The sequence below is a fragment of the Haemophilus sp. SZY H53 genome (assembly GCF_054332375.1).
On sequence record NZ_JBTGNV010000002.1, the window covers coordinates 170,146 to 187,794 of the forward strand.

Annotated in this window: 16 protein-coding genes, 4 tRNA genes and 1 other annotated feature (1 of these 21 only partly in view); of the genes, 5 read left to right on the forward strand and 15 right to left on the reverse strand. The window is 39.1% G+C overall.

Annotated features, from left to right (window positions below; all coding sequences use genetic code 11):
- Positions 1-5 precede the first annotated feature (5 nt).
- From ACXVWB_RS02945 to lpcA, 6 genes are all read right to left on the reverse strand, one after another.
- Positions 6-704: an SIR2 family NAD-dependent protein deacylase gene (locus tag ACXVWB_RS02945; RefSeq protein ID WP_289901318.1), complete on the reverse strand. Its 699-nt coding sequence runs from the start codon at positions 702-704 to the stop codon at positions 6-8.
- Between the two features lie 115 nt (positions 705-819).
- Positions 820-1,503 carry an arginine ABC transporter permease ArtM gene (gene artM, locus ACXVWB_RS02950; protein WP_049375226.1) on the reverse strand — a complete coding sequence of 228 codons (684 nt, stop codon included), beginning with the start codon at positions 1,501-1,503 and terminating at the stop codon, positions 820-822.
- The gene (gene artQ, locus ACXVWB_RS02955; RefSeq protein ID WP_289901319.1) at positions 1,503-2,174 is read right to left on the reverse strand and encodes an arginine ABC transporter permease ArtQ; all 672 of its coding nucleotides are present in this window, start codon (positions 2,172-2,174) and stop codon (positions 1,503-1,505) included. The genes artM and artQ overlap by 1 nt, the downstream gene beginning before the upstream one ends.
- A gap of 3 nt (positions 2,175-2,177) precedes the next feature.
- A complete protein-coding gene (locus tag ACXVWB_RS02960; RefSeq protein WP_289901320.1) occupies positions 2,178-2,897 on the reverse strand; it encodes a lysine/arginine/ornithine ABC transporter substrate-binding protein in 720 nt (239 codons plus the stop codon).
- An 11-nt stretch (positions 2,898-2,908) separates the two neighbouring features.
- Entirely contained in the window at positions 2,909-3,646 is a 738-nt protein-coding gene (gene artP, locus ACXVWB_RS02965; RefSeq protein ID WP_005696556.1) for an arginine ABC transporter ATP-binding protein ArtP, read from the reverse strand.
- A 148-nt stretch (positions 3,647-3,794) separates the two neighbouring features.
- Positions 3,795-4,379, reverse strand: coding sequence for a D-sedoheptulose 7-phosphate isomerase (lpcA, locus tag ACXVWB_RS02970; RefSeq protein WP_014065007.1), 585 nt, complete (start codon positions 4,377-4,379; stop codon positions 3,795-3,797).
- Between the two features lie 199 nt (positions 4,380-4,578).
- On the opposite strand from lpcA, the gene ACXVWB_RS02975 reads away from it, so the two are divergent.
- A complete protein-coding gene (locus tag ACXVWB_RS02975) occupies positions 4,579-5,388 on the forward strand; it encodes a DNA ligase (RefSeq protein WP_289901321.1) in 810 nt (269 codons plus the stop codon).
- Between the two features lie 53 nt (positions 5,389-5,441).
- On the opposite strand, the gene trxA is transcribed toward ACXVWB_RS02975, so the two are convergent.
- Entirely contained in the window at positions 5,442-5,765 is a 324-nt protein-coding gene (trxA, locus tag ACXVWB_RS02980; protein WP_049364449.1) for a thioredoxin TrxA, read from the reverse strand.
- 117 nt (positions 5,766-5,882) lie between these two features.
- Positions 5,883-6,992: a methionine biosynthesis PLP-dependent protein gene (locus tag ACXVWB_RS02985; RefSeq protein WP_289901322.1), complete on the reverse strand. Its 1,110-nt coding sequence runs from the start codon at positions 6,990-6,992 to the stop codon at positions 5,883-5,885.
- A gap of 255 nt (positions 6,993-7,247) precedes the next feature.
- On the opposite strand from ACXVWB_RS02985, the gene ACXVWB_RS02990 reads away from it, so the two are divergent.
- The 4 genes from ACXVWB_RS02990 (at position 7,248) to ACXVWB_RS03005 (ending at position 7,645) form a co-directional block, all read left to right on the forward strand.
- Positions 7,248-7,323 (forward strand) — tRNA-Gly (locus ACXVWB_RS02990).
- Between the two features lie 7 nt (positions 7,324-7,330).
- A tRNA-Cys gene (locus ACXVWB_RS02995) sits at positions 7,331-7,404 on the forward strand.
- Positions 7,405-7,432: 28 nt separating this feature from the next.
- Positions 7,433-7,519: transfer RNA gene (locus tag ACXVWB_RS03000), tRNA-Leu, on the forward strand.
- Positions 7,520-7,569: 50 nt separating this feature from the next.
- Positions 7,570-7,645 (forward strand) — tRNA-Lys (locus ACXVWB_RS03005).
- A gap of 409 nt (positions 7,646-8,054) precedes the next feature.
- On the opposite strand, the gene ACXVWB_RS03010 is transcribed toward ACXVWB_RS03005, so the two are convergent.
- The 7 genes from ACXVWB_RS03010 to thrA all read right to left on the reverse strand — a co-directional run bounded on the left by ACXVWB_RS03010 (position 8,055) and on the right by thrA (position 17,547).
- A complete protein-coding gene (locus tag ACXVWB_RS03010; protein WP_289901323.1) occupies positions 8,055-9,443 on the reverse strand; it encodes a cytochrome-c peroxidase in 1,389 nt (462 codons plus the stop codon).
- A 227-nt stretch (positions 9,444-9,670) separates the two neighbouring features.
- Positions 9,671-10,558 (reverse strand): protease modulator HflC, encoded by an 888-nt coding sequence (gene hflC / locus ACXVWB_RS03015; protein WP_289901324.1) that lies wholly within the window; start codon positions 10,556-10,558, stop codon positions 9,671-9,673.
- Positions 10,558-11,799 (reverse strand): FtsH protease activity modulator HflK, encoded by a 1,242-nt coding sequence (gene hflK, locus ACXVWB_RS03020; RefSeq protein ID WP_289901325.1) that lies wholly within the window; start codon positions 11,797-11,799, stop codon positions 10,558-10,560. Before hflK ends, hflC begins: the two co-directional genes overlap by 1 nt.
- Before the next feature lie 128 nt (positions 11,800-11,927).
- Complete coding sequence (locus ACXVWB_RS03025; protein ID WP_289901326.1) at positions 11,928-12,638, reverse strand: 4'-phosphopantetheinyl transferase family protein; 711 nt, start codon at positions 12,636-12,638, stop codon at positions 11,928-11,930.
- A gap of 151 nt (positions 12,639-12,789) precedes the next feature.
- Positions 12,790-14,064: a threonine synthase gene (thrC, locus tag ACXVWB_RS03030; RefSeq protein ID WP_289901327.1), complete on the reverse strand. Its 1,275-nt coding sequence runs from the start codon at positions 14,062-14,064 to the stop codon at positions 12,790-12,792.
- A gap of 78 nt (positions 14,065-14,142) precedes the next feature.
- A complete protein-coding gene (gene thrB, locus ACXVWB_RS03035; RefSeq protein ID WP_289901328.1) occupies positions 14,143-15,087 on the reverse strand; it encodes a homoserine kinase in 945 nt (314 codons plus the stop codon).
- A 12-nt stretch (positions 15,088-15,099) separates the two neighbouring features.
- Positions 15,100-17,547: a bifunctional aspartate kinase/homoserine dehydrogenase I gene (thrA, locus tag ACXVWB_RS03040; RefSeq protein WP_289901329.1), complete on the reverse strand. Its 2,448-nt coding sequence runs from the start codon at positions 17,545-17,547 to the stop codon at positions 15,100-15,102.
- 32 nt (positions 17,548-17,579) lie between these two features.
- Positions 17,580-17,649: a sequence feature (Thr leader region), on the reverse strand (it continues 44 nt past the right edge of the window).

Below are 17,649 nucleotides of genomic sequence, written 5' to 3' on the forward strand. Positions count from 1 at the left end.
TTTTTCTATGTATTTTTGATGTTCTCTAATAACTCTGCCACCACCTTCGGCACCCCCTCGCCTGCTTTTTCTTTTATGGCAATCACTTGCTTACGAACAAAACCTGTATTGGGATTTGGATCGATCAAGTAAATTGGCGCTTTGCTTGGGGCTTCATTGACCAAGCCATTGGCTGGATATACTTGCAAAGAAGTGCCAATCACTAATACCACATCCGCTTGTTCAACAATATCCACAGCACGTTCTAACATCAGCACCATTTCGCCAAAAAAGACGATGTAAGGGCGCATTGGGTGTCCATTTAGATCTTTATCTTCTAATTTCTGATCGCCAAAACAATCCACAACATAGCTTTCATCAAAACTACTACGAGCTTTATTCAATTCTCCATGCAAATGTAAAACATTTGAACTTCCTGCGCGTTCATGTAAATCATCCACATTTTGCGTGATAATTCTCACATCATAGGCTTTTTCTAGTTCAACTAAGGCGAGATGCGCTGCATTGGGCTTAGCTGCTGCCGCATTTTTACGGCGTTGGTTATAGAAATCGAGCACTTTCGCTCGGTTCTTTTGCAAGGCTTCAGGCGTACAAACTTCCTCCACTTTATGCCCAGCCCATAAGCCATCTTCTGCTCTAAAAGTAGGAATACCACTTTCAGCACTAATTCCAGCACCCGTTAAGACGACACAAATAGGTTTCATAATATTCTCCTCAGCACTTTATATTATAAGCCTGAAAAATAAATTCACTTCGAATTTATAATAAAAATCGGGCAATTTTTAAACTGCCCGATTTGTTTCTATTTTTGACCGCACTTTATGCTTTTGCGGTATCAATACGTTCGAATGACAACACTTTATTTTCTAACTGACGGAGTAATAAAGTGGCGATACCAGTAATGATGAGGTAAATACCGCCTGCAATACCGTAGATAGTGAGCGCATCATATTCAGTACCATAAAGTTGGCGTGCGTATCCCATGATATCCATGATCGTAATGGTAGAAGCTAATGCTGTACCTTTAAATACCAAAATAATTTCATTGGTATAAGAAGGAAGTGCGCGTTTTAACGCATAAGGAATGAGGATTTTTAAAGTCTGCATACGACTTAATCCTAATGCCGCACAGCTTTCCCATTGACCTTTAGAGATCGCTTTTACTGCTCCGTGGAATAATTGGGTTGAATAAGCCGCACTATTCAAAGCCAAAGCTAATGCTGCACAGAACCATGCGTTGGAGAATAATCCCCATAATGGGCTGTCCACCAACCATTGGAATTGACCAGGACCGGCATAAATTAAGAAAAATTGCACTAAAAGTGGGGTACCTGTAAATAAAACAAGGAACAAATTGACCGCACTTTTCACCAATTTATTGCCAATAGAAAGCAAGAAGGTTAAGCCCAATGCGAGGAAAAAGGCAATAAACAATGCGACAACCGTAAGCAACAGGCTAGTCGGAATACCTTGAGCAATAACAGCTAAATACTCTTGAAACATTATTCGACTCCCCGTTCAAATCGAGTGAAACGTAATTCTAATTTGCGAATCCCCGCTTGGCTGATCAACGTAATCACTAAATAAATCAAGGCTGCAATGCCATACCAAGTGAAAGGCTCATGTGTATTGGTATTGATGTATCCTGCTTGACGCATTAAATCATCGACACCAATTAATGATACCAACGCTGTATCTTTTAATAAGACTAACCATTGATTGCTTAAGCCCGGTAAAGCATGTCGCCATACTTGTGGCATGATTAAATTAATGAAGGTATAAGGACGGCTTAATCCTAAAGCTGCACCTGATTCCCACTGCCCTTTTGGAATAGCTTGAATCGCACCACGCAAAGTTTGTGAAGCATAAGAGGCAAAAATCAAAGACAATGCAAATACACCACAATCAAAGGCGCTGAATTCGATATACTCACCCGTCAGCATTTCCACGACTTGAGTTGACCCAAAATAAATCAGTAATACGACTAAGATTTCTGGCAAACCACGTAATAAAGCAATGATAATCGCCGTTGGCTTTGCAATAAATACATACTTATTGGCTTCTAAGGCGGTAAAAACAATGCTGAGTAATAAACCGACAATCAGAGAGCAAATAGCAAGCCCTAAAGTCATTAGGGCTGCGTGTCCAATTAATGTAAGATAATCATAAAACATAGATTATTTAGTCATCCATTTATCATAGATTTTTTGGTATTCGCCGTTTGCTTTCACCGCTTCCAAACCTTTGTTCAAGCTTTCAAGCAATTCTTTGCTTGATTTATTTACCGCGATACCTAAACCATTACCGAAATATTTTTTGTCTGTTACTTTGTCACCTACAAATTGAATTTCAGCTTCTTTTGAAATCATATCTGCTAGCACCGCTGTATCACCAAAGATAATATCAATACGACCATTTTTTAAGTCTAAGATCGCATCTTGAAGGCTAGCATAAGCTTTCGCATTATATTGTTTGCTTTCTGCTGCAGTATATTGTTGGAATGTTGTTCCGTTTTGAACACCAACAGTTTTTGCTGAAGATAAATCTGCTTTACCTTTTAACCCTACATAGCTTGCTGAACTATCATAGTAAGCATTAGAGAATGCCACTTGTTTTGCACGAGCATCCGTAATATCAATCGCAGAAATTGAAGCATCAAAACGTTTAGATTTTAAGCCTGGAATTAACGCATCAAATGCTTGGCTTTTAAAGTGACAAGTTGCTTGAATTTCCTTACAAATTGCATTCGCTACATCCACATCAAAACCGATGATTTCGCCTTTTTCATTCGTTGTTTCAAATGGCGGATAGCTTGGTTCCATCGCGAAAGTGATTTCTTGTGCATTCGCAGCAAAAGCTGAGCCCATTAACATTACGGTTAAAAGTAATTTTTTCATGTTGTGTTTCCTTATTCTGAGTGTGAAAGATATTGTTTAAATTGTTCGGTTTTTGGATTATCAAAGCAATCTGCACTGCCCATTTCAATAATCTTACCTTGTTCCATATAAACGACCTTTGTCGCCACTTTTTGTGCCACATTCACTTCGTGGGTTACAATTACTTGAGTAATGCCTGTTTGTTGAAGTTCTTTAATGATATCAACAACTTGAGCTGTAATCTCTGGATCTAGTGCAGCCGTTGGCTCATCAAACAACAACACTTGCGGTTTCATCATTAATGCTCGAGCAATGGCAACACGTTGTTGCTGACCGCCAGATAAGTGAAGCGGGAAACGATCGGCATGCTCTTCCAAACGTAAACGTTTTAAAAGTTCTAATGCATCTTTTTTCGCTTCTTCCTCGCTAATACCTAACACTTTTTTCGGCGCTTCAATTAGGTTTTCAATCACGGTTAAATGTGGCCAAAGATTGTATTGCTGAAATACCATGCCCACATCTTGACGAAGTTGACGAATAGCTTTCGGATTATTATTCGCCTGAGACAAATCAAAATGGTTATTCGCAATATGCAATTCGCCAGAAGTTGGCACTTCTAATAAATTTAATGTACGGATTAACGTACTTTTCCCTGCCCCACTTGGTCCGAGTAACACCACGGTATCGCCTTCTTGTGCATCAAGATTGATATCAAACAATGCCTGTGATGAACCGTAAAAGAAATTCAAATTTTTAACACTAATCGCCATTTTAAGTTTACTGCTATCCTTGATTGATTCGTAAGATTGAATAAATATTACTTTTTAGTGATTATTTATGCAAGCATTTTTTATAAAAAATCCCAAAAAACTTTTTGGGATCTTTAAATCATTGAATTTTAACCGCGCTTGTCGTGTATTAAGCCTCTTTCGCCATTTCAAATTCAACTAACATCATTAAAATATGGATCACTTTGATGTGGATTTCTTGAATACGATCTGCATAACCAAAGTGTGGCACACGAATTTCAACATCCGCTAGGCCTGCCATTTTACCGCCATCTTTACCTGTCATCGCAATCACTTTCATGCCTTTTGCTTTCGCCGCTTCAATTGCATTTAAGATATTTTTAGAATTGCCTGATGTCGATAACCCGAATAAAACATCGCCTTCTTTACCCACTGCTTCAACAAAGCGAGAGAATACATATTCATAGCCAAAGTCATTACTTACACAGCTTAAATGACTTACATCAGAAATCGCAATTGCAGGATAACCCGGACGATTTTCACGATAACGACCAGTTAGTTCTTCTGCGAAGTGCATAGCATCACAGTGAGAACCACCATTACCGCAAGATAATACTTTCCCGCCATTTTTAAAGCTTTCGGCTAACAATTTAGCTGCTTTTTCAATGAGTTTGATATTGTTATCATCTGAAACAAACTTATTTAATACATCTTGTGCTTCCACAAGCTCCGCTTTAATTTGATCAAAATACATTTTATTCTCCTTAAAAATTAAAATTCGAGATAGTGTTGGCATTGTATAGCGTTCATTTCAAATAATCTAGCGCTCTTTCTTATCTCTCTATTTTCCAGCTTACTTCTCATTATTTTGCGATACGAATCACAAATTCAATTAAAAACGCTGTAAAAAATGACCGCACTTTTTAAACTCAAACAATTTAAAAGGAGAGATTATGCGAGTAGTTTATTTATTACTTTGTATGCTATTCAGTCTGATAACTTGGGCAAATGATAGTGATTTAATGCTATTAAGCACCTATGAGAACCAAGATATTCAAGGTTGGGTAATGTCAGAAAAATTAGATGGGATACGAGGTTATTGGGATGGCAAAGCGCTATTAAGCCGTCAAGGATTACCCTTACCCGCACCCGCCTATTTTACCGCTCAATTTCCACCTTTTGCCATTGATGGTGAGCTATTTAGTGAACGTAATCAATTTGAAGAAATTGCTTCTATTACGAAATCCTTTAAAGGTGATAATTGGGCAAAATTAACACTTTATGTTTTTGATGTACCGAATGCCTCAGGCAACCTCTTTGAACGTCTCAAAACCTTAGAAGATTATTTGAAAAACAACCCTACGTCTTATATCAAGATTATTCCACAAATTCCAATCCAAGATAAAACGCACTTATTCAACTATTTACATGAAGTAGAAGCAAAAAAAGGTGAAGGGGTTGTGTTACGTAATCCTAACGCCCCTTACGAACGGAAACGCAGTACACAAATTTTGAAGCTTAAAACCGCTTATGATGAAGAATGTATGGTGGTTGAGCATCATAAAGGAAAAGGACAATTTGAAAATATACTCGGTTCACTCACCTGTGAAAATCATCGTGGAAAATTCAAAATCGGTTCAGGATTTAATCTGAATGAGCGTGAAAATCCACCACCTATTGGCAGCACGATTACCTACAAATATCGTGGATTAACCAACTCCGGAAAACCTCGTTTTGCCACTTATTGGCGAGAGAAAAAATAAGAACGGCCAAAACATCAAAATTTTTGACCGCTCTTTTATGTTTAATAACTCAATTATAGGTGTTGATTAATAAACGCCGCTAATTGATTTTTTGGTAACGCACCGACTTGTGTTGCAACAAGTTGGCCATTTTTGAAAAGTAGTAAAGTTGGGATACTACGTACACCAAATTGACCTGCCACTAATTGGTTATCATCTACGTTGATTTTAACGATTTTTGCTTTACCTGCGAATTCAGGTGCGATTTCATCTAAAATTGGCGCAATCATTTTGCAAGGACCACACCAAGGTGCCCAAAAATCCACTAATACAGGGATATCTGATTGCACAACCGCAGTTTCGAAATCTGCATCAGTAATATGTAATACTTCGCTCATTTTTATTTCCTTATCTAATAAGATGTTGATTAATTAACACCTAACATTAATTGATGCCGTGCATAATAGCACAAGGTATATAGAATTGCACAGATTAGTTCGATTGATAAAAACTAACTATTTAAGCTGTGCAAATGCCTGTAATAAATCAGCCTTGATGTCTTCCACATCTTCTAAACCAACAGAAAAACGCAACAATGTGTTTGTAATACCACGGGCGACACGTTCTGCTTCAGGAATATCCATATGAGTTTGGGTCGCAGGATAAGTAATAAAACTTTCTGTACCGCCTAAGCTTTCCGCAAAGGTAATCAACTTGATTGATTTTAAGAACGTATTCACCCAATTTTCATCTTTCAAACGGAAAGACAGCATACCGCCTTTGTTTGGATATAACACACTATCAATTTGTGGTTGTTCGCGTAAAAATTCCGCAATCGCCTTCGCATTGTCTTGATGGCGTTTCATACGTAATGAAAGAGTTTTCATACCACGCACGGTTAACCAAGAATCGAATGGCGAAAGTACAGCACCTGCACCATTTTGAATATAGGCGATACGATCACAAAGTTCTTGCCCTTTTGCAATAATCAAGCCCACTAAACTATCATTATGACCCGCAATATATTTTGTACCGCTATGAATGACAATATCTGCGCCTAAATCTAATGGACGAGATAGCACTGGAGTTAAGAAGGTATTATCCACAATCATTAACAAGTTGTGTTTTTTCGCTAACTTCGCAATTTCTGCCACATCACACTCTTCCATTAATGGATTTGATGGGGTTTCAATAAAAATTGCTTTTGTATTCGCTGTAATAGCGGCTTCAATTTCAGTTAAAGAAGCAGTATTCACATAAACGGGTTTCACGCTGTTGTTATTTTTATAGGCAAAATCTAATAAGCGATAAGTTCCACCATATACATCACTTGACACAATCCATTCATCAGGACCTTTAAATAGGTTCATCAACACTTGAATTGCCGCCATGCCGGAGGAAAAGGCAAAACCACGATCACCATTTTCTAATTTTGCTACGGTATCTTCCAAAACACTACGCGTTGGGTTTTTCGTGCGGGTATAATCAAACCCAGTACTTTCGCCAATCCCATGATGACCATAGGCCGTTGAAAGATAAATTGGCGTTGAAACCGCACCAGTGCGTTCATCACTGCGATTCCCCGCTTGGGCTAATAATGTATCGATAGAATATTGTTGTGTCATAATTTACCTCTAAAACATGCAAAAACTTGACCGCACTTTTCTTTATTTAATGGCGAGCAAAACGTTCCAATTTTGTCATAAAGCCACTCACGATAAAAGTAGAAATTGAAAACTCTGTGAAAATTATATTCTTGTGTTAAATTTTGCTGTAATTTCAACCGAAACGAAGATTTTTTCAACATTTGAATTTTTTTTTCAGATCTTCGATTGACAGAATTTCAAATTCCCGTAAAATGCACCGCACTAACAGCGTATGCGGGAATAGCTCAGTTGGTAGAGCACGACCTTGCCAAGGTCGGGGTCGCGAGTTCGAGCCTCGTTTCCCGCTCCAAACTAACGGCGTGTTAGCAAAGCGGTTATGCACTGGATTGCAAATCCATGTAGCTCGGTTCGACTCCGGGACACGCCTCCATAACCACGTAGTTAGTTAATCACTCAATGCCCGAGTGGTGGAATCGGTAGACACAAGGGATTTAAAATCCCTCGCCTTTCGAGGCGTGCCAGTTCAAGTCTGGCTTCGGGCACCATTTAAACACCAATCAAAAGATTTTAAAATTTACTTTAAAATCATCTAGTTGGGTCGTTAGCTCAGTCGGTAGAGCAGCGGACTTTTAATCCGTTGGTCGAAGGTTCGAATCCTTCACGACCCACCACTTCTTTCTTAAGTGGCGATAAAGTGGCGGTTAAATTTCCATTTTTTTACACTTTCATTTATAAATTATTTATCTTAGTGGCGATGCCGCCAATCATTAAAAATAAAATTAAAATTTCTTATTAACTATCACGTAAAAGATAAAAACACTTTATAAATCAATATACTGTAATCTCCTACAAACTTATACAGATCTCTTTTAAGTGAAAAACACTGTAAAACCCCGTAAATTTTACAGTTAAGATCTCTATTCAGCGGCTGCTTATCCCGAATTACTTGATGTCCTACTCCCGTAGAATACTTAGTCTAAAATAAGATAAGCTTATATTATTGAATTTCCTCCTCTTTGCTAAACAACGCTCATAAAAAACGACCGCATTTGCAGTCGTTTCTATTTATAACTCAAAGGATTATTTTAATTTTTCACCTTTAAATTCACCTGTTAAACTTTCTAAGAAAGAGGTAATATCTTCAACATCTTTTTGAGCAGGCTGTTGCACGTTGCTTTGGTATTTCAACATTGCAATAACAGCATCTTTTAAGTCTTTTGCTGACGCATCATGGAAATATGGTGCAGTAAGTGCGACGTTACGTAAGGTTGGTACTTTGAAACGATGCATATCGAATGGATCTTTAGTTTGAGCAAATCGACCTTCATCGGCATCAGTTAATGGCATACCACGATCTTTAAAGTAATCGCCGTAGAGTCCCATGTATTCATAAGATTGTCCGCCCATTGCTACACCAGTATGGCAAGTATCGCATTTATGTTGTTTGAATAACTCATAACCATGAACTTGTTGCTCAGTCAAAGCTGTTTTATCCCCTTTCAAATAACGGTCAAAATCACTATTTGGCGTAATTAATGTTTTTTCATATTCACCAATCGCATGAGTTAAGGTTTCTTTCGTCACTTGTGGATATTCTTTTAAGAATGCTTTTTTGAACTCTTCATCCATTTCAAAACGTGCCACGATGTCATCCCAAGAGTGCGATCCCATTTCTACCGGATTTGTTGGAGGACCTTTTGCTTGATCCGCTAAATCTGCCGCACGGCCATCCCAGAATTGTACAAAGTTGAATGCGGCATTGAATACAGTTGGTGCGTTAATCGGACCTTTTTTACCTTCAATCCCTGTTGAAGTATCAAGTCTATCCACCCCACCTTTATCTAATTGGTGACAAGTATGACATTGAATAGAACCATCGCCTGATAAACGACCATCAAAGAAAAGATCATGGCCTAACGCAACTTTTGCTTCATCTTTCGCAATACTGTCTGGAATCGGTTGCACTAAACGATCGGCATCAACATTGGGTGTTTCTTTTGGTAAAGACATTTTACGTGCTTCACGAATCCAGTTAAGCAACGCCACTTTTTCTTGCTCATCTGGTTTGCTTCCCCAGTGAAGATGTCTGAATTTAGCAATTGGCATTTCATTATTTTCAAGCACTCGCTGTAGCTTTGCTAAATCAGCTTGGGATAATTTGCTCGGATCTTTTAAGCCTTCAACTAAACGATCTAGACGGAAAGCACGAAGGCCACGCTGAATATCCGATTGCATTTCATCCCCCACAATCGGAAATTTTGAATAAAATGGAAGTGGCGTGTTTGGACTATGACAATATTGGCAGCTGTTATCAAACAATGCTTTTGCCACTTTTTCTTGTTCGCCCGTATAGCGATTTTCCATTAAAAGTTGGGTCGCGTTCTCTTTATCAAATTGATGTAAATACCCCACAACGCCAAAATAACCTAAGATAGCAATGGCTGCACCGCCAATAATCAGTTTTTTCATCTAATCCTCCAAACGATCAATAAAACATAAAAAAGGTAAAGTTTAAAGTTAGGTAATTATGCCAAAAAATTGACTTATTTTTTATGTGGATTTGATCTGCTTTGGCTATAGATTTGATTGATTGCATTTAAGATATTTTTACTTTATAGAGGGCTAATTTCTTTTAGAATTTAGCAATAAAAAATGCGGTTATTTCTAACCGCACTTTACTTTTCATTATCTTTTGTTTATTTCTTTGGCGCCTGCATAAAGCGGAAGAAATCACTGTCAGGTTTCAAGATCATCATATTACCTGAACCTTCGAAGCTGCTTTCATAGGCTTTTAAGCTACGAATAAAGCTATAAAACTGTGGTTCTTGAGCAAAGGCTTGAGAATATAATTTTGCCGCTGCTGCATCACCATTACCACGTAATTCTTGTGCAGTTTTGTTTGCATTCGCTAAGATCAAGGTGACTTTACGATCCACATCCGCTTGAATGAAGGCCGCTTTTTCTTTACCTTGAGAACGGTGTTCACGGGCAACCGCATCACGTTCTGCACGCATACGTTGGTAAATCGAAGAAGAAACTTCATCCGGTAAATTGATTTGTTTTACGCGAACATCGACGACTTCAATCCCTAATTCAGAGGTACTATCCTGCCCTGAATTTAACGCTTTTTTCGCCCCCGCCATTAATTCACCACGCGTACCTGAAACGATATCTTTAATTGTACGAGTACCTATTTCTGAACGCAGACGGTCATTCACTTTACGGCTTAATAAGCTTGAAGCTTGGTTATAATCGCCACCACCCGTTGCAGTATAGAAACGACCAAAATCGCTGATTTTCCATTTTACATAGGAATCCACCAATAAGTCTTTTTTCTCAACTGTCACAAAACGAGTAGCTGAACCATCAAGGGTACGAATACGCGCATCAAGCACTTTAATGCTATCAATGAAAGGCAATTTGAAATGCAAACCTGGCTCATACACCACAACTTTGTTTTCTGCATCACGTTGTACTTTGTTAAAACGCAACATGATGCCACGCGAGCCCTCAGTTACAACCACGACGCTGGAATATAGCACCACAGCAATCACCACAATAATCGGAAGTAAAAATTTACGCATTAGTTAAATCTCCCTTGGCGAATGCCTTCATTTGATTGAACTGGTTGAGTCGTTTGCGTTTCTACACGACGTTCCTGTGTTGAAACAGGTGCAGAACTGACCGCACTTTCAGGTGTTGTAGTAGTCGGTTGAGCCGCTTTTTTACCCATTAATTGTTCTAATGGTAATACGGTTAAATTGTTACCATTATTTGCATCTAACATGACTTTCGGCGTATTTGCCATGACTTTTTCCATGGTTTGAATATAAAGACGCTCTTTTAACAAATCAGGCGCAGCTTTAAATTCAGGTAAAAGACGTTGTAAACGTTCCACTTCCCCTTGCGCATCAAGCACAACACGATCTTTGTAAGCAGTAGCTTCTTCGATAATACGCTGTGCGTCACCGCGAGCAATTGGCTCTTTCTCACGAGCATAAGCTTCTGCTTCACGAATGTAACGTTGTTCGTCTTCCTGCGCTTTAATCGCATCATCGAAAGCATCTTTTACTTCTTCTGGTGGACGTGCGGATTGGAAGTTCACGTCAATGACCTCAAGGCCCATATCATAAGGTTTAACAATATCATTTAACGCTTTCCACGTTTTTTCACGCACCACTGCTCGACCCGTTGTCAACACATCATTCATGGTCATATGACCAATCACATAACGAAGTGCACTGTCCGTCGCTTGTCCGAGACTATTATCCGCATTGCTCACGCTAAACAAGTATTTTTCAGGATTTTGCACACGATATTGTACGGTCATTTCTACTTTAACCATGTTTTCATCTTTAGTTAACATCGCACCTTGCGTTTTAAGCTCACGAACTTGTTCTACATTCACTGGAATCACTTTATCAACAAAGGTTGGCTTCCAGTTTAAACCTGGTTGAACGATAGAATGAAACTCACCAAAACGTAACGTCACACCACGTTCCGCTTCTTTAATGGTGTAAAAACCGCTTGCCCCCCAAATAATTCCCCCGATCACCGCGGCGATCGGTAAAATTTTACCTAAATTGAATGAAGGGATATTCGGCGAAGTATTATTTGAACCGCCTTTTTTATTACCTCCACCTAATTTTTTCAACAGATTATTGAATATTTCTTCAATATCTGGTGGTGATTGCTCCTGATTTTTATTGTCTCGCGAGCCCCAGCCATTTTCATTTTGCTTATCTGATGAATTATCTGACTGTTTTGGACCGCTGCTCTGTCCCGGTTTACCCCAAGGATCTTGATCTGGACCGTTTTGCGACATTACGTTCTCCATTTGTCTAAAAATTTTAATGAGTTTATCGAAATAAATGGGGTTAGTCTATGAAAATACAAGTGTCTAATCAAGTTTTATAAAATAAAAAAACCTTGAATATTTTCAAGGATTTTCTTTTATTCATTTACTTGGTAAATCAAGGATTTTTTTATATTTTTTTCGAGTAATTTTTTTCCATCCCACTGATAAAAGTGCGGTTGAATTTTTGACTGATTTATAAATGCCGCAAAGTAAAAAGGCAATTCATCTGTAAAAATCAACTTACCTTTCGGACAATAATCTGAAAAGATCTGCAGTTGTTCTGGCAAATGCGTCACACTTGATAACTTCACTATTCCTACGCCTTGTGATTTCAACACAGCTTCACGCAAACACCAACAACGATAAAAGGCCAGGTCTGCATCAGGCTGTTTAACAAACCATTCTTGTTCTGCTTGTGGAGCAAAATGCGCCATGAGCGCAGAAAAATTCCGTTTTTTCGAAAATTCAATATCAATACCGACCGCACTTTTTTCTGATTCATTAATATGCAGCAATACAGCAACCCAATCACCAGAGTGACTAATATTAAAATCAATATTCTCGACGGGAAATTGTGGTCTATCACTTTGTGTACGATAAATTCGCCCTAAAAGTGCGGTTGATTTTCCCGCTGTTTTTAACAACTGCCAAAGTAAAAAATGCGCCAATCGACGGCATTGATATCGTTGCGTTATCCGAGAATTTCCCTTTGGTTCCGTATGCAAATTCTCAGGGACTAATTCCCTAGGAATTTCATCAAAAGGGAAAGATTGTTGAATATTGGCGTAGGCAATAAAAGTTGTCATAAAAATAATGAATAAACACGCAAGTTTGATTGCATTATAAAAGGAAATCCACCGCACGCCAACGTACCCCAAAAAACAAAGGGCGTTTATCCCGCCCTTTTGAGTAACAAAACAAAAGTGCGGTCAGATCAAAATCAACCGCACTTTTTTATTATTTCAACAAATATGCACGTAATTGTGCAAAATCGTCATCCATTTCATCAGAAAGTAATGGCAATTTATTATGTTTATCTAACGCTTCTGGCAATGGAAGATCGAGCGAAAGAATACGCTCTACAGACTCTTTAAATTTCGCAGGATGTGCCGTACATAAGAAAATACCGGTTTCATCCGCTTTAAGTTGGTCTTTCAATACTTGATAGGCGATCGCGCCGTGTGGCTCACATAAATAACCTTTTGCATACATCGCTTTTAAGGTTTCTTCTGTTTCGCCATCGCTTAACATACCTGAACCTAAATCACTTAAATTCCAGCCATTGCGTTTGAATAGTTCTTCTACACGCGGCCAGTTGTTCGGACGACTGACATCCATCGCATTAGAAAGCGTGGCTACAGTCGCTTTAGGTGCCCAGTTACCTGATTCTAAATAACGTGGCACGGTATCATTCGCATTGGTTGATGCAATAAAGTGTTTAATTGGTAAACCTAATGTTTTTGCAATTAAACCTGCGGTTAAATTACCAAAGTTACCACTTGGTACAGAAACTACGACATTATCACGTTTTTCTTTTGGTAACTGCGAGACCGCTTCAAAGTAATAACAAACTTGCGCCAATAAACGGCTAATATTAATGGAGTTTGCTGAATTTAGACCAATCGCCTGACGCAGTTCTTCATCATCAAATGCTTGCTTCACTAACGCTTGGCACGCATCGAAATCGCCATTAATCGCAACAGTGCGGATATTCCCACCTAAAGTACAGAATAGTTTTTCTTGTAATGGGCTGATTTTGCCTTTCGGATATAAAATCACGACATTGATGTTTTCCAACCCGTAAAATGCATGCGCAACTGCCGCACCAGTATCGCCCGAAGTGGCTGTTAAAATAGTAATTTTGCCATCACCACGTACTGCTGCGAGTGCTTGTGCCATAAAACGACCACCAAAGTCTTTAAACGCTAAGGTTGGACCATGAAATAATTCAAGGGCATAAATATTGTCTTCCACTTTTTCTAATGGTGCCATAAAGGTGAACGCATTTTTCACCATCGCATCCAAAGTGGCTTTCGGCAATTCTTCACCGATTAAGGCGCCAAGAATTTTTTGGCTACGTTCAACCAATGGTAAGGCTAATAACTCATCAATATTGGTTAAAGCGGGGATCGTTTCAGGAAAGAACAAACCTTGATCTTTGCCAAGTCCTTGACGTACTGCTTGCGCAAAATTCACTTGTTCTTCAGGGTGTTTGATATTGTACAAATTCATTGTATATCCGTTAATTATAGAGTTTTAATAAAATGTTATTCCCCTCTTATAAAAGAGGGGATAAAAGCGATTTATTGTTTAACCGAGCTCTCTCGCGCCATCATTATCGACCTTACAAACATGCACAAAGCCTTCATTGTTTTGTAAATAATAATTTTCTAAATAAGTCGCGAGTTTTGTTGCGGTTTGCAAATCAGGTGCAATGGAGAACATCGTTGGGCCAGAGCCTGAAATCCCCGTCGCTAATGCACCTAAATCACGAGTAGCTTGTTTCACTTCTGCGAAGTTTGGTAATAAAGCCTCTCGATAAGGTTCCGCAATCACATCTTTCATCATCATCGCGGCAAGGTTTTCTTGATGAGTGTGACATGCGTGCACAAAGCCACCTAAATGCCGACCATGAGAAATCACATCTTGACGTGTGTAGCTTTTTGGTAAAATTGCACGTGCTTCAGCGGTTGAAACCTCAATGCCTGGGTAAGCTAAGACCCAATACCAATTATCAAAAAATGGCAGTTTTTGGCAAATGTTACCGAGGGATTGTACCATAAATTGCACTCCGCCTAAGTAACAAGGTGCCACATTATCATAATGGATAGAACCAGAAATACGACCTTCTAACTCGCCCATCATTTCTAACAATTCCATTTTTGAAAATGCTTCATCGTGGAATTTATTTAATGCCACTAATGCAGCCACAATAGAACAGGCACTTGAGCCTAATCCCGAACCAATCGGCATATTTTTCTCAAGGGTCAAACGCAATGGTTTGACTCTCACATTGCGTAATTTTAATTGCTCACTAAACAGCACATAGGCCTGATACACGATATTTTTTTGCGGCTCTTTTGGCAATTTACGCACAAAATAGCCCGCACTTTCGAGCTCGAAACCACTTAGAATAGACTCAATCTGTACGACATCACCTAATAATGAACCATCAATCGGTGAAATGGCTGCGCCTAATGTGTCAAACCCTACACTAATATTTGCACTCGATGCTGGAGCATAAATTCTTAACATGTTAAGTCCTTTTTAGTGGTGTAATGTTCTTAAAATATCCGCAAAGATGCCTGCTGCAGTCACGGCATTACCCGCACCGTAGCCACGTAATAGCAACGGAATTGGTTGATAATAACGCGTATAGAATGCAAGGGCATTTTCACCGTCTTTCACCTTATACAATGGATTATTTTGATCCACTGCAATGATTGACACTTTGCAATGGCCATCTTTAATTTGGCCTACGTAACGCAATACTTTGCCTTCTGCTTTCGCAGCTTCAACACGCGCTTTAAATTCCGCATCTAATTGTGGCAACATCGCCATAAATTCATCGGCTGATTTGCCTTCAGAGAAGCCTTTCGGTAACACGCCTTCCACTTCCACATCGGAAAGCTCAAGTTCTAGACCTGCTTCACGCGCTAAAATAAGCAATTTACGTGCCACATCTTGACCCGATAAATCATCTCGAGGATCGGGCTCTGTAAAGCCTTTTTCTCGAGCAAGTGCGGTCACTTCAGAAAGAGAAAGTCCTTCTTCTAATTTACCGAAGATGAAAGAAAGCGAGCCAGATAAAATACCCTCAAAATACTCAAGTTCATCTCCCGCTGCCAATAAATTCTGTAAGTTTTCGATAACAGGTAAACCTGCGCCTACGTTGGTTTCATACAAGAATTTATGTTGACTCGCTTGGGCATTGTGACGTAATTCATGGTAATAGGCTAATTCACGGGTATTCGCTTTTTTGTTTGGGGTTACCACGTGGAAGCCTTCTTTTAACGCACGCGCATAAAGTCCTGCGACCGATTCAGCTGTTGTACAATCAACAAAGACTGGGTTCACCACGTGATGTAATTTAATGAAAGATAACAACACATCAAAATCAGAAGGTTGGGTTGCATTTTCAAGGTCTGCTTTCCAATTATCTAAATTCAACCCGTTTTCATCCAAAAGCATTTTTGTTGAATTCGCTAAGGCACAAACACGGATTTCAATATCCTTCTTTGCAAGGTACTCTTTTTGTTGTTTGATTTGTTCAATCAATTCACCGCCTACACCACCGACGCCGACTAGAAACATATCGACGACTTTCTTATTATTAAAAAGGGCTTGGTGAGTCGCTTTCACAGCTTCAATCGCTTTATTTTGCGCCACTACTGCTGAAATTGAACGTTCAGAAGAACCTTGTGCAATTGCTACTAAGCTAATATTCGCTTGAGCCAATGCAGAGAAGAAACGAGCAGCAATACCCTTAGCTTGTTTCATACCATCGCCCACAACAGAGATAATAGAAAGATCTTTTGCCACTTCAATTGGTTCTAAGTCATGGGCTTTTAATTCTGTCGCAAATTCTTGTTCTAAAATCGCTTTCGCAGCATCTGCTGATTTTACTGGCACACAGAAACTAATACTGTATTCAGAAGAAGATTGAGTGATTAAAATCACCGAAATACCAGCTTTTGACATCGCAGAGAAAACGCGAGCGGCCATTCCCACCATACCTTGCATACCAGGTCCTGAAACGTTAAACATCGCCACGTTATCAAGGTTAGTAATCCCTTTCACTTGTAAACCTTCAGATTTTACATGACCATCAATTACAGAACCTGGCGCAGATGAGTTACCCGTATTTTTAATTACACATGGAATTTGTTTTGGTAATAATGGACCAATTGTACGCGGATGGATCACTTTCGCACCAAAATAAGAAAGTTCCATTGCTTCACGATAAGAAAGGCTTGGTAATAAACGTGCATCTGGTACTAAACGTGGATCACAAGTATAAACGCCGTCTACATCAGTCCAGATTTCGCAAACAGATGCGTCTAAACAAGCCGCTAAACAAGCGGCTGAATAATCAGAACCATTACGCCCTAATAACACTAATTCACCTTTGTCATTGCAAGCGGTAAAACCTGCCATTAAGACAACTTTATCTTTTCCGATACTTTTCGCATCAACGCGTTTTGTAGATTCTGCAATATCAACTGAAGATTCTAAGTAGCCGCCTTGTGCTAATAATTGCTTAACTGGATCTACAATGTGAACATTGTATCCACGTGCTTCAAACCAGGCTTTCATCATGGCAATCGATAACTTTTCACCACGGCAGTCGATGGTTGCTTTCACTTTATCTTCTACTTTGCCAGCTTGGCGGATTTCTTCTAATAAACCTTGAATTTGGGTAAATTCTGCATCAATAATAGCTTTGATAGCGGCAAGATCAAATTTATTATTTTCAGCATACAAACCATTAATGATGTTATAGAAAATTTCAATGGCTTCGTCAAAGTGGGTATCGGTTGGTTGGTTTAATGCAGCTTTTTCAGAGAGGGCAACAAGATGATTGGTGATTTTAGCAGGAGCGGATAACACACCGGCTGCTTGTTCTTCTAAATGAGCTTTTTCGATTAATTGAGCCGCTTGCGAGAAACGCTCAGGGTTGGCTAATGAAGTGCCACCAAATTTTAATACGCGCATGATAATATCCTCAGATGTTGTGATTTTTAAATATTAAAAAACCCGCACTAGATTGATGCGGGTTTTCCTGATCCTGTTTGCTACGCACTAACCCGCCCCATT

Excerpts from the sequence above, each read along its gene's own strand:
- artQ (WP_289901319.1), bottom strand. The coding sequence starts at position 2,174 with ATGTTTTATGATTATCTTACATTAATTGGACACGCAGCCCTAATGACT.
- ACXVWB_RS02945 (WP_289901318.1), bottom strand. The coding sequence starts at position 704 with ATGAAACCTATTTGTGTCGTCTTAACGGGTGCTGGAATTAGTGCTGAA.
- artM (WP_049375226.1), bottom strand. The coding sequence starts at position 1,503 with ATGTTTCAAGAGTATTTAGCTGTTATTGCTCAAGGTATTCCGACTAGC.
- ACXVWB_RS02960 (WP_289901320.1), bottom strand. The coding sequence starts at position 2,897 with ATGAAAAAATTACTTTTAACCGTAATGTTAATGGGCTCAGCTTTTGCT.
- ACXVWB_RS03025 (WP_289901326.1), bottom strand. The coding sequence starts at position 12,638 with ATGACAACTTTTATTGCCTACGCCAATATTCAACAATCTTTCCCTTTT.
- ACXVWB_RS03010 (WP_289901323.1), bottom strand. The coding sequence starts at position 9,443 with ATGAAAAAACTGATTATTGGCGGTGCAGCCATTGCTATCTTAGGTTAT.
- ACXVWB_RS02985 (WP_289901322.1), bottom strand. The coding sequence starts at position 6,992 with ATGACACAACAATATTCTATCGATACATTATTAGCCCAAGCGGGGAAT.
- ACXVWB_RS02975 (WP_289901321.1), top strand. The coding sequence starts at position 4,579 with ATGCGAGTAGTTTATTTATTACTTTGTATGCTATTCAGTCTGATAACT.
- hflC (WP_289901324.1), bottom strand. The coding sequence starts at position 10,558 with ATGCGTAAATTTTTACTTCCGATTATTGTGGTGATTGCTGTGGTGCTA.
- hflK (WP_289901325.1), bottom strand. The coding sequence starts at position 11,799 with ATGTCGCAAAACGGTCCAGATCAAGATCCTTGGGGTAAACCGGGACAG.
- lpcA (WP_014065007.1), bottom strand. The coding sequence starts at position 4,379 with ATGTATTTTGATCAAATTAAAGCGGAGCTTGTGGAAGCACAAGATGTA.
- thrC (WP_289901327.1), bottom strand. The coding sequence starts at position 14,064 with ATGAATTTGTACAATATCAAACACCCTGAAGAACAAGTGAATTTTGCG.
- artP (WP_005696556.1), bottom strand. The coding sequence starts at position 3,646 with ATGGCGATTAGTGTTAAAAATTTGAATTTCTTTTACGGTTCATCACAG.
- thrA (WP_289901329.1), bottom strand. The coding sequence starts at position 17,547 with ATGCGCGTATTAAAATTTGGTGGCACTTCATTAGCCAACCCTGAGCGT.
- trxA (WP_049364449.1), bottom strand. The coding sequence starts at position 5,765 with ATGAGCGAAGTATTACATATTACTGATGCAGATTTCGAAACTGCGGTT.
- thrB (WP_289901328.1), bottom strand. The coding sequence starts at position 15,087 with ATGTTAAGAATTTATGCTCCAGCATCGAGTGCAAATATTAGTGTAGGG.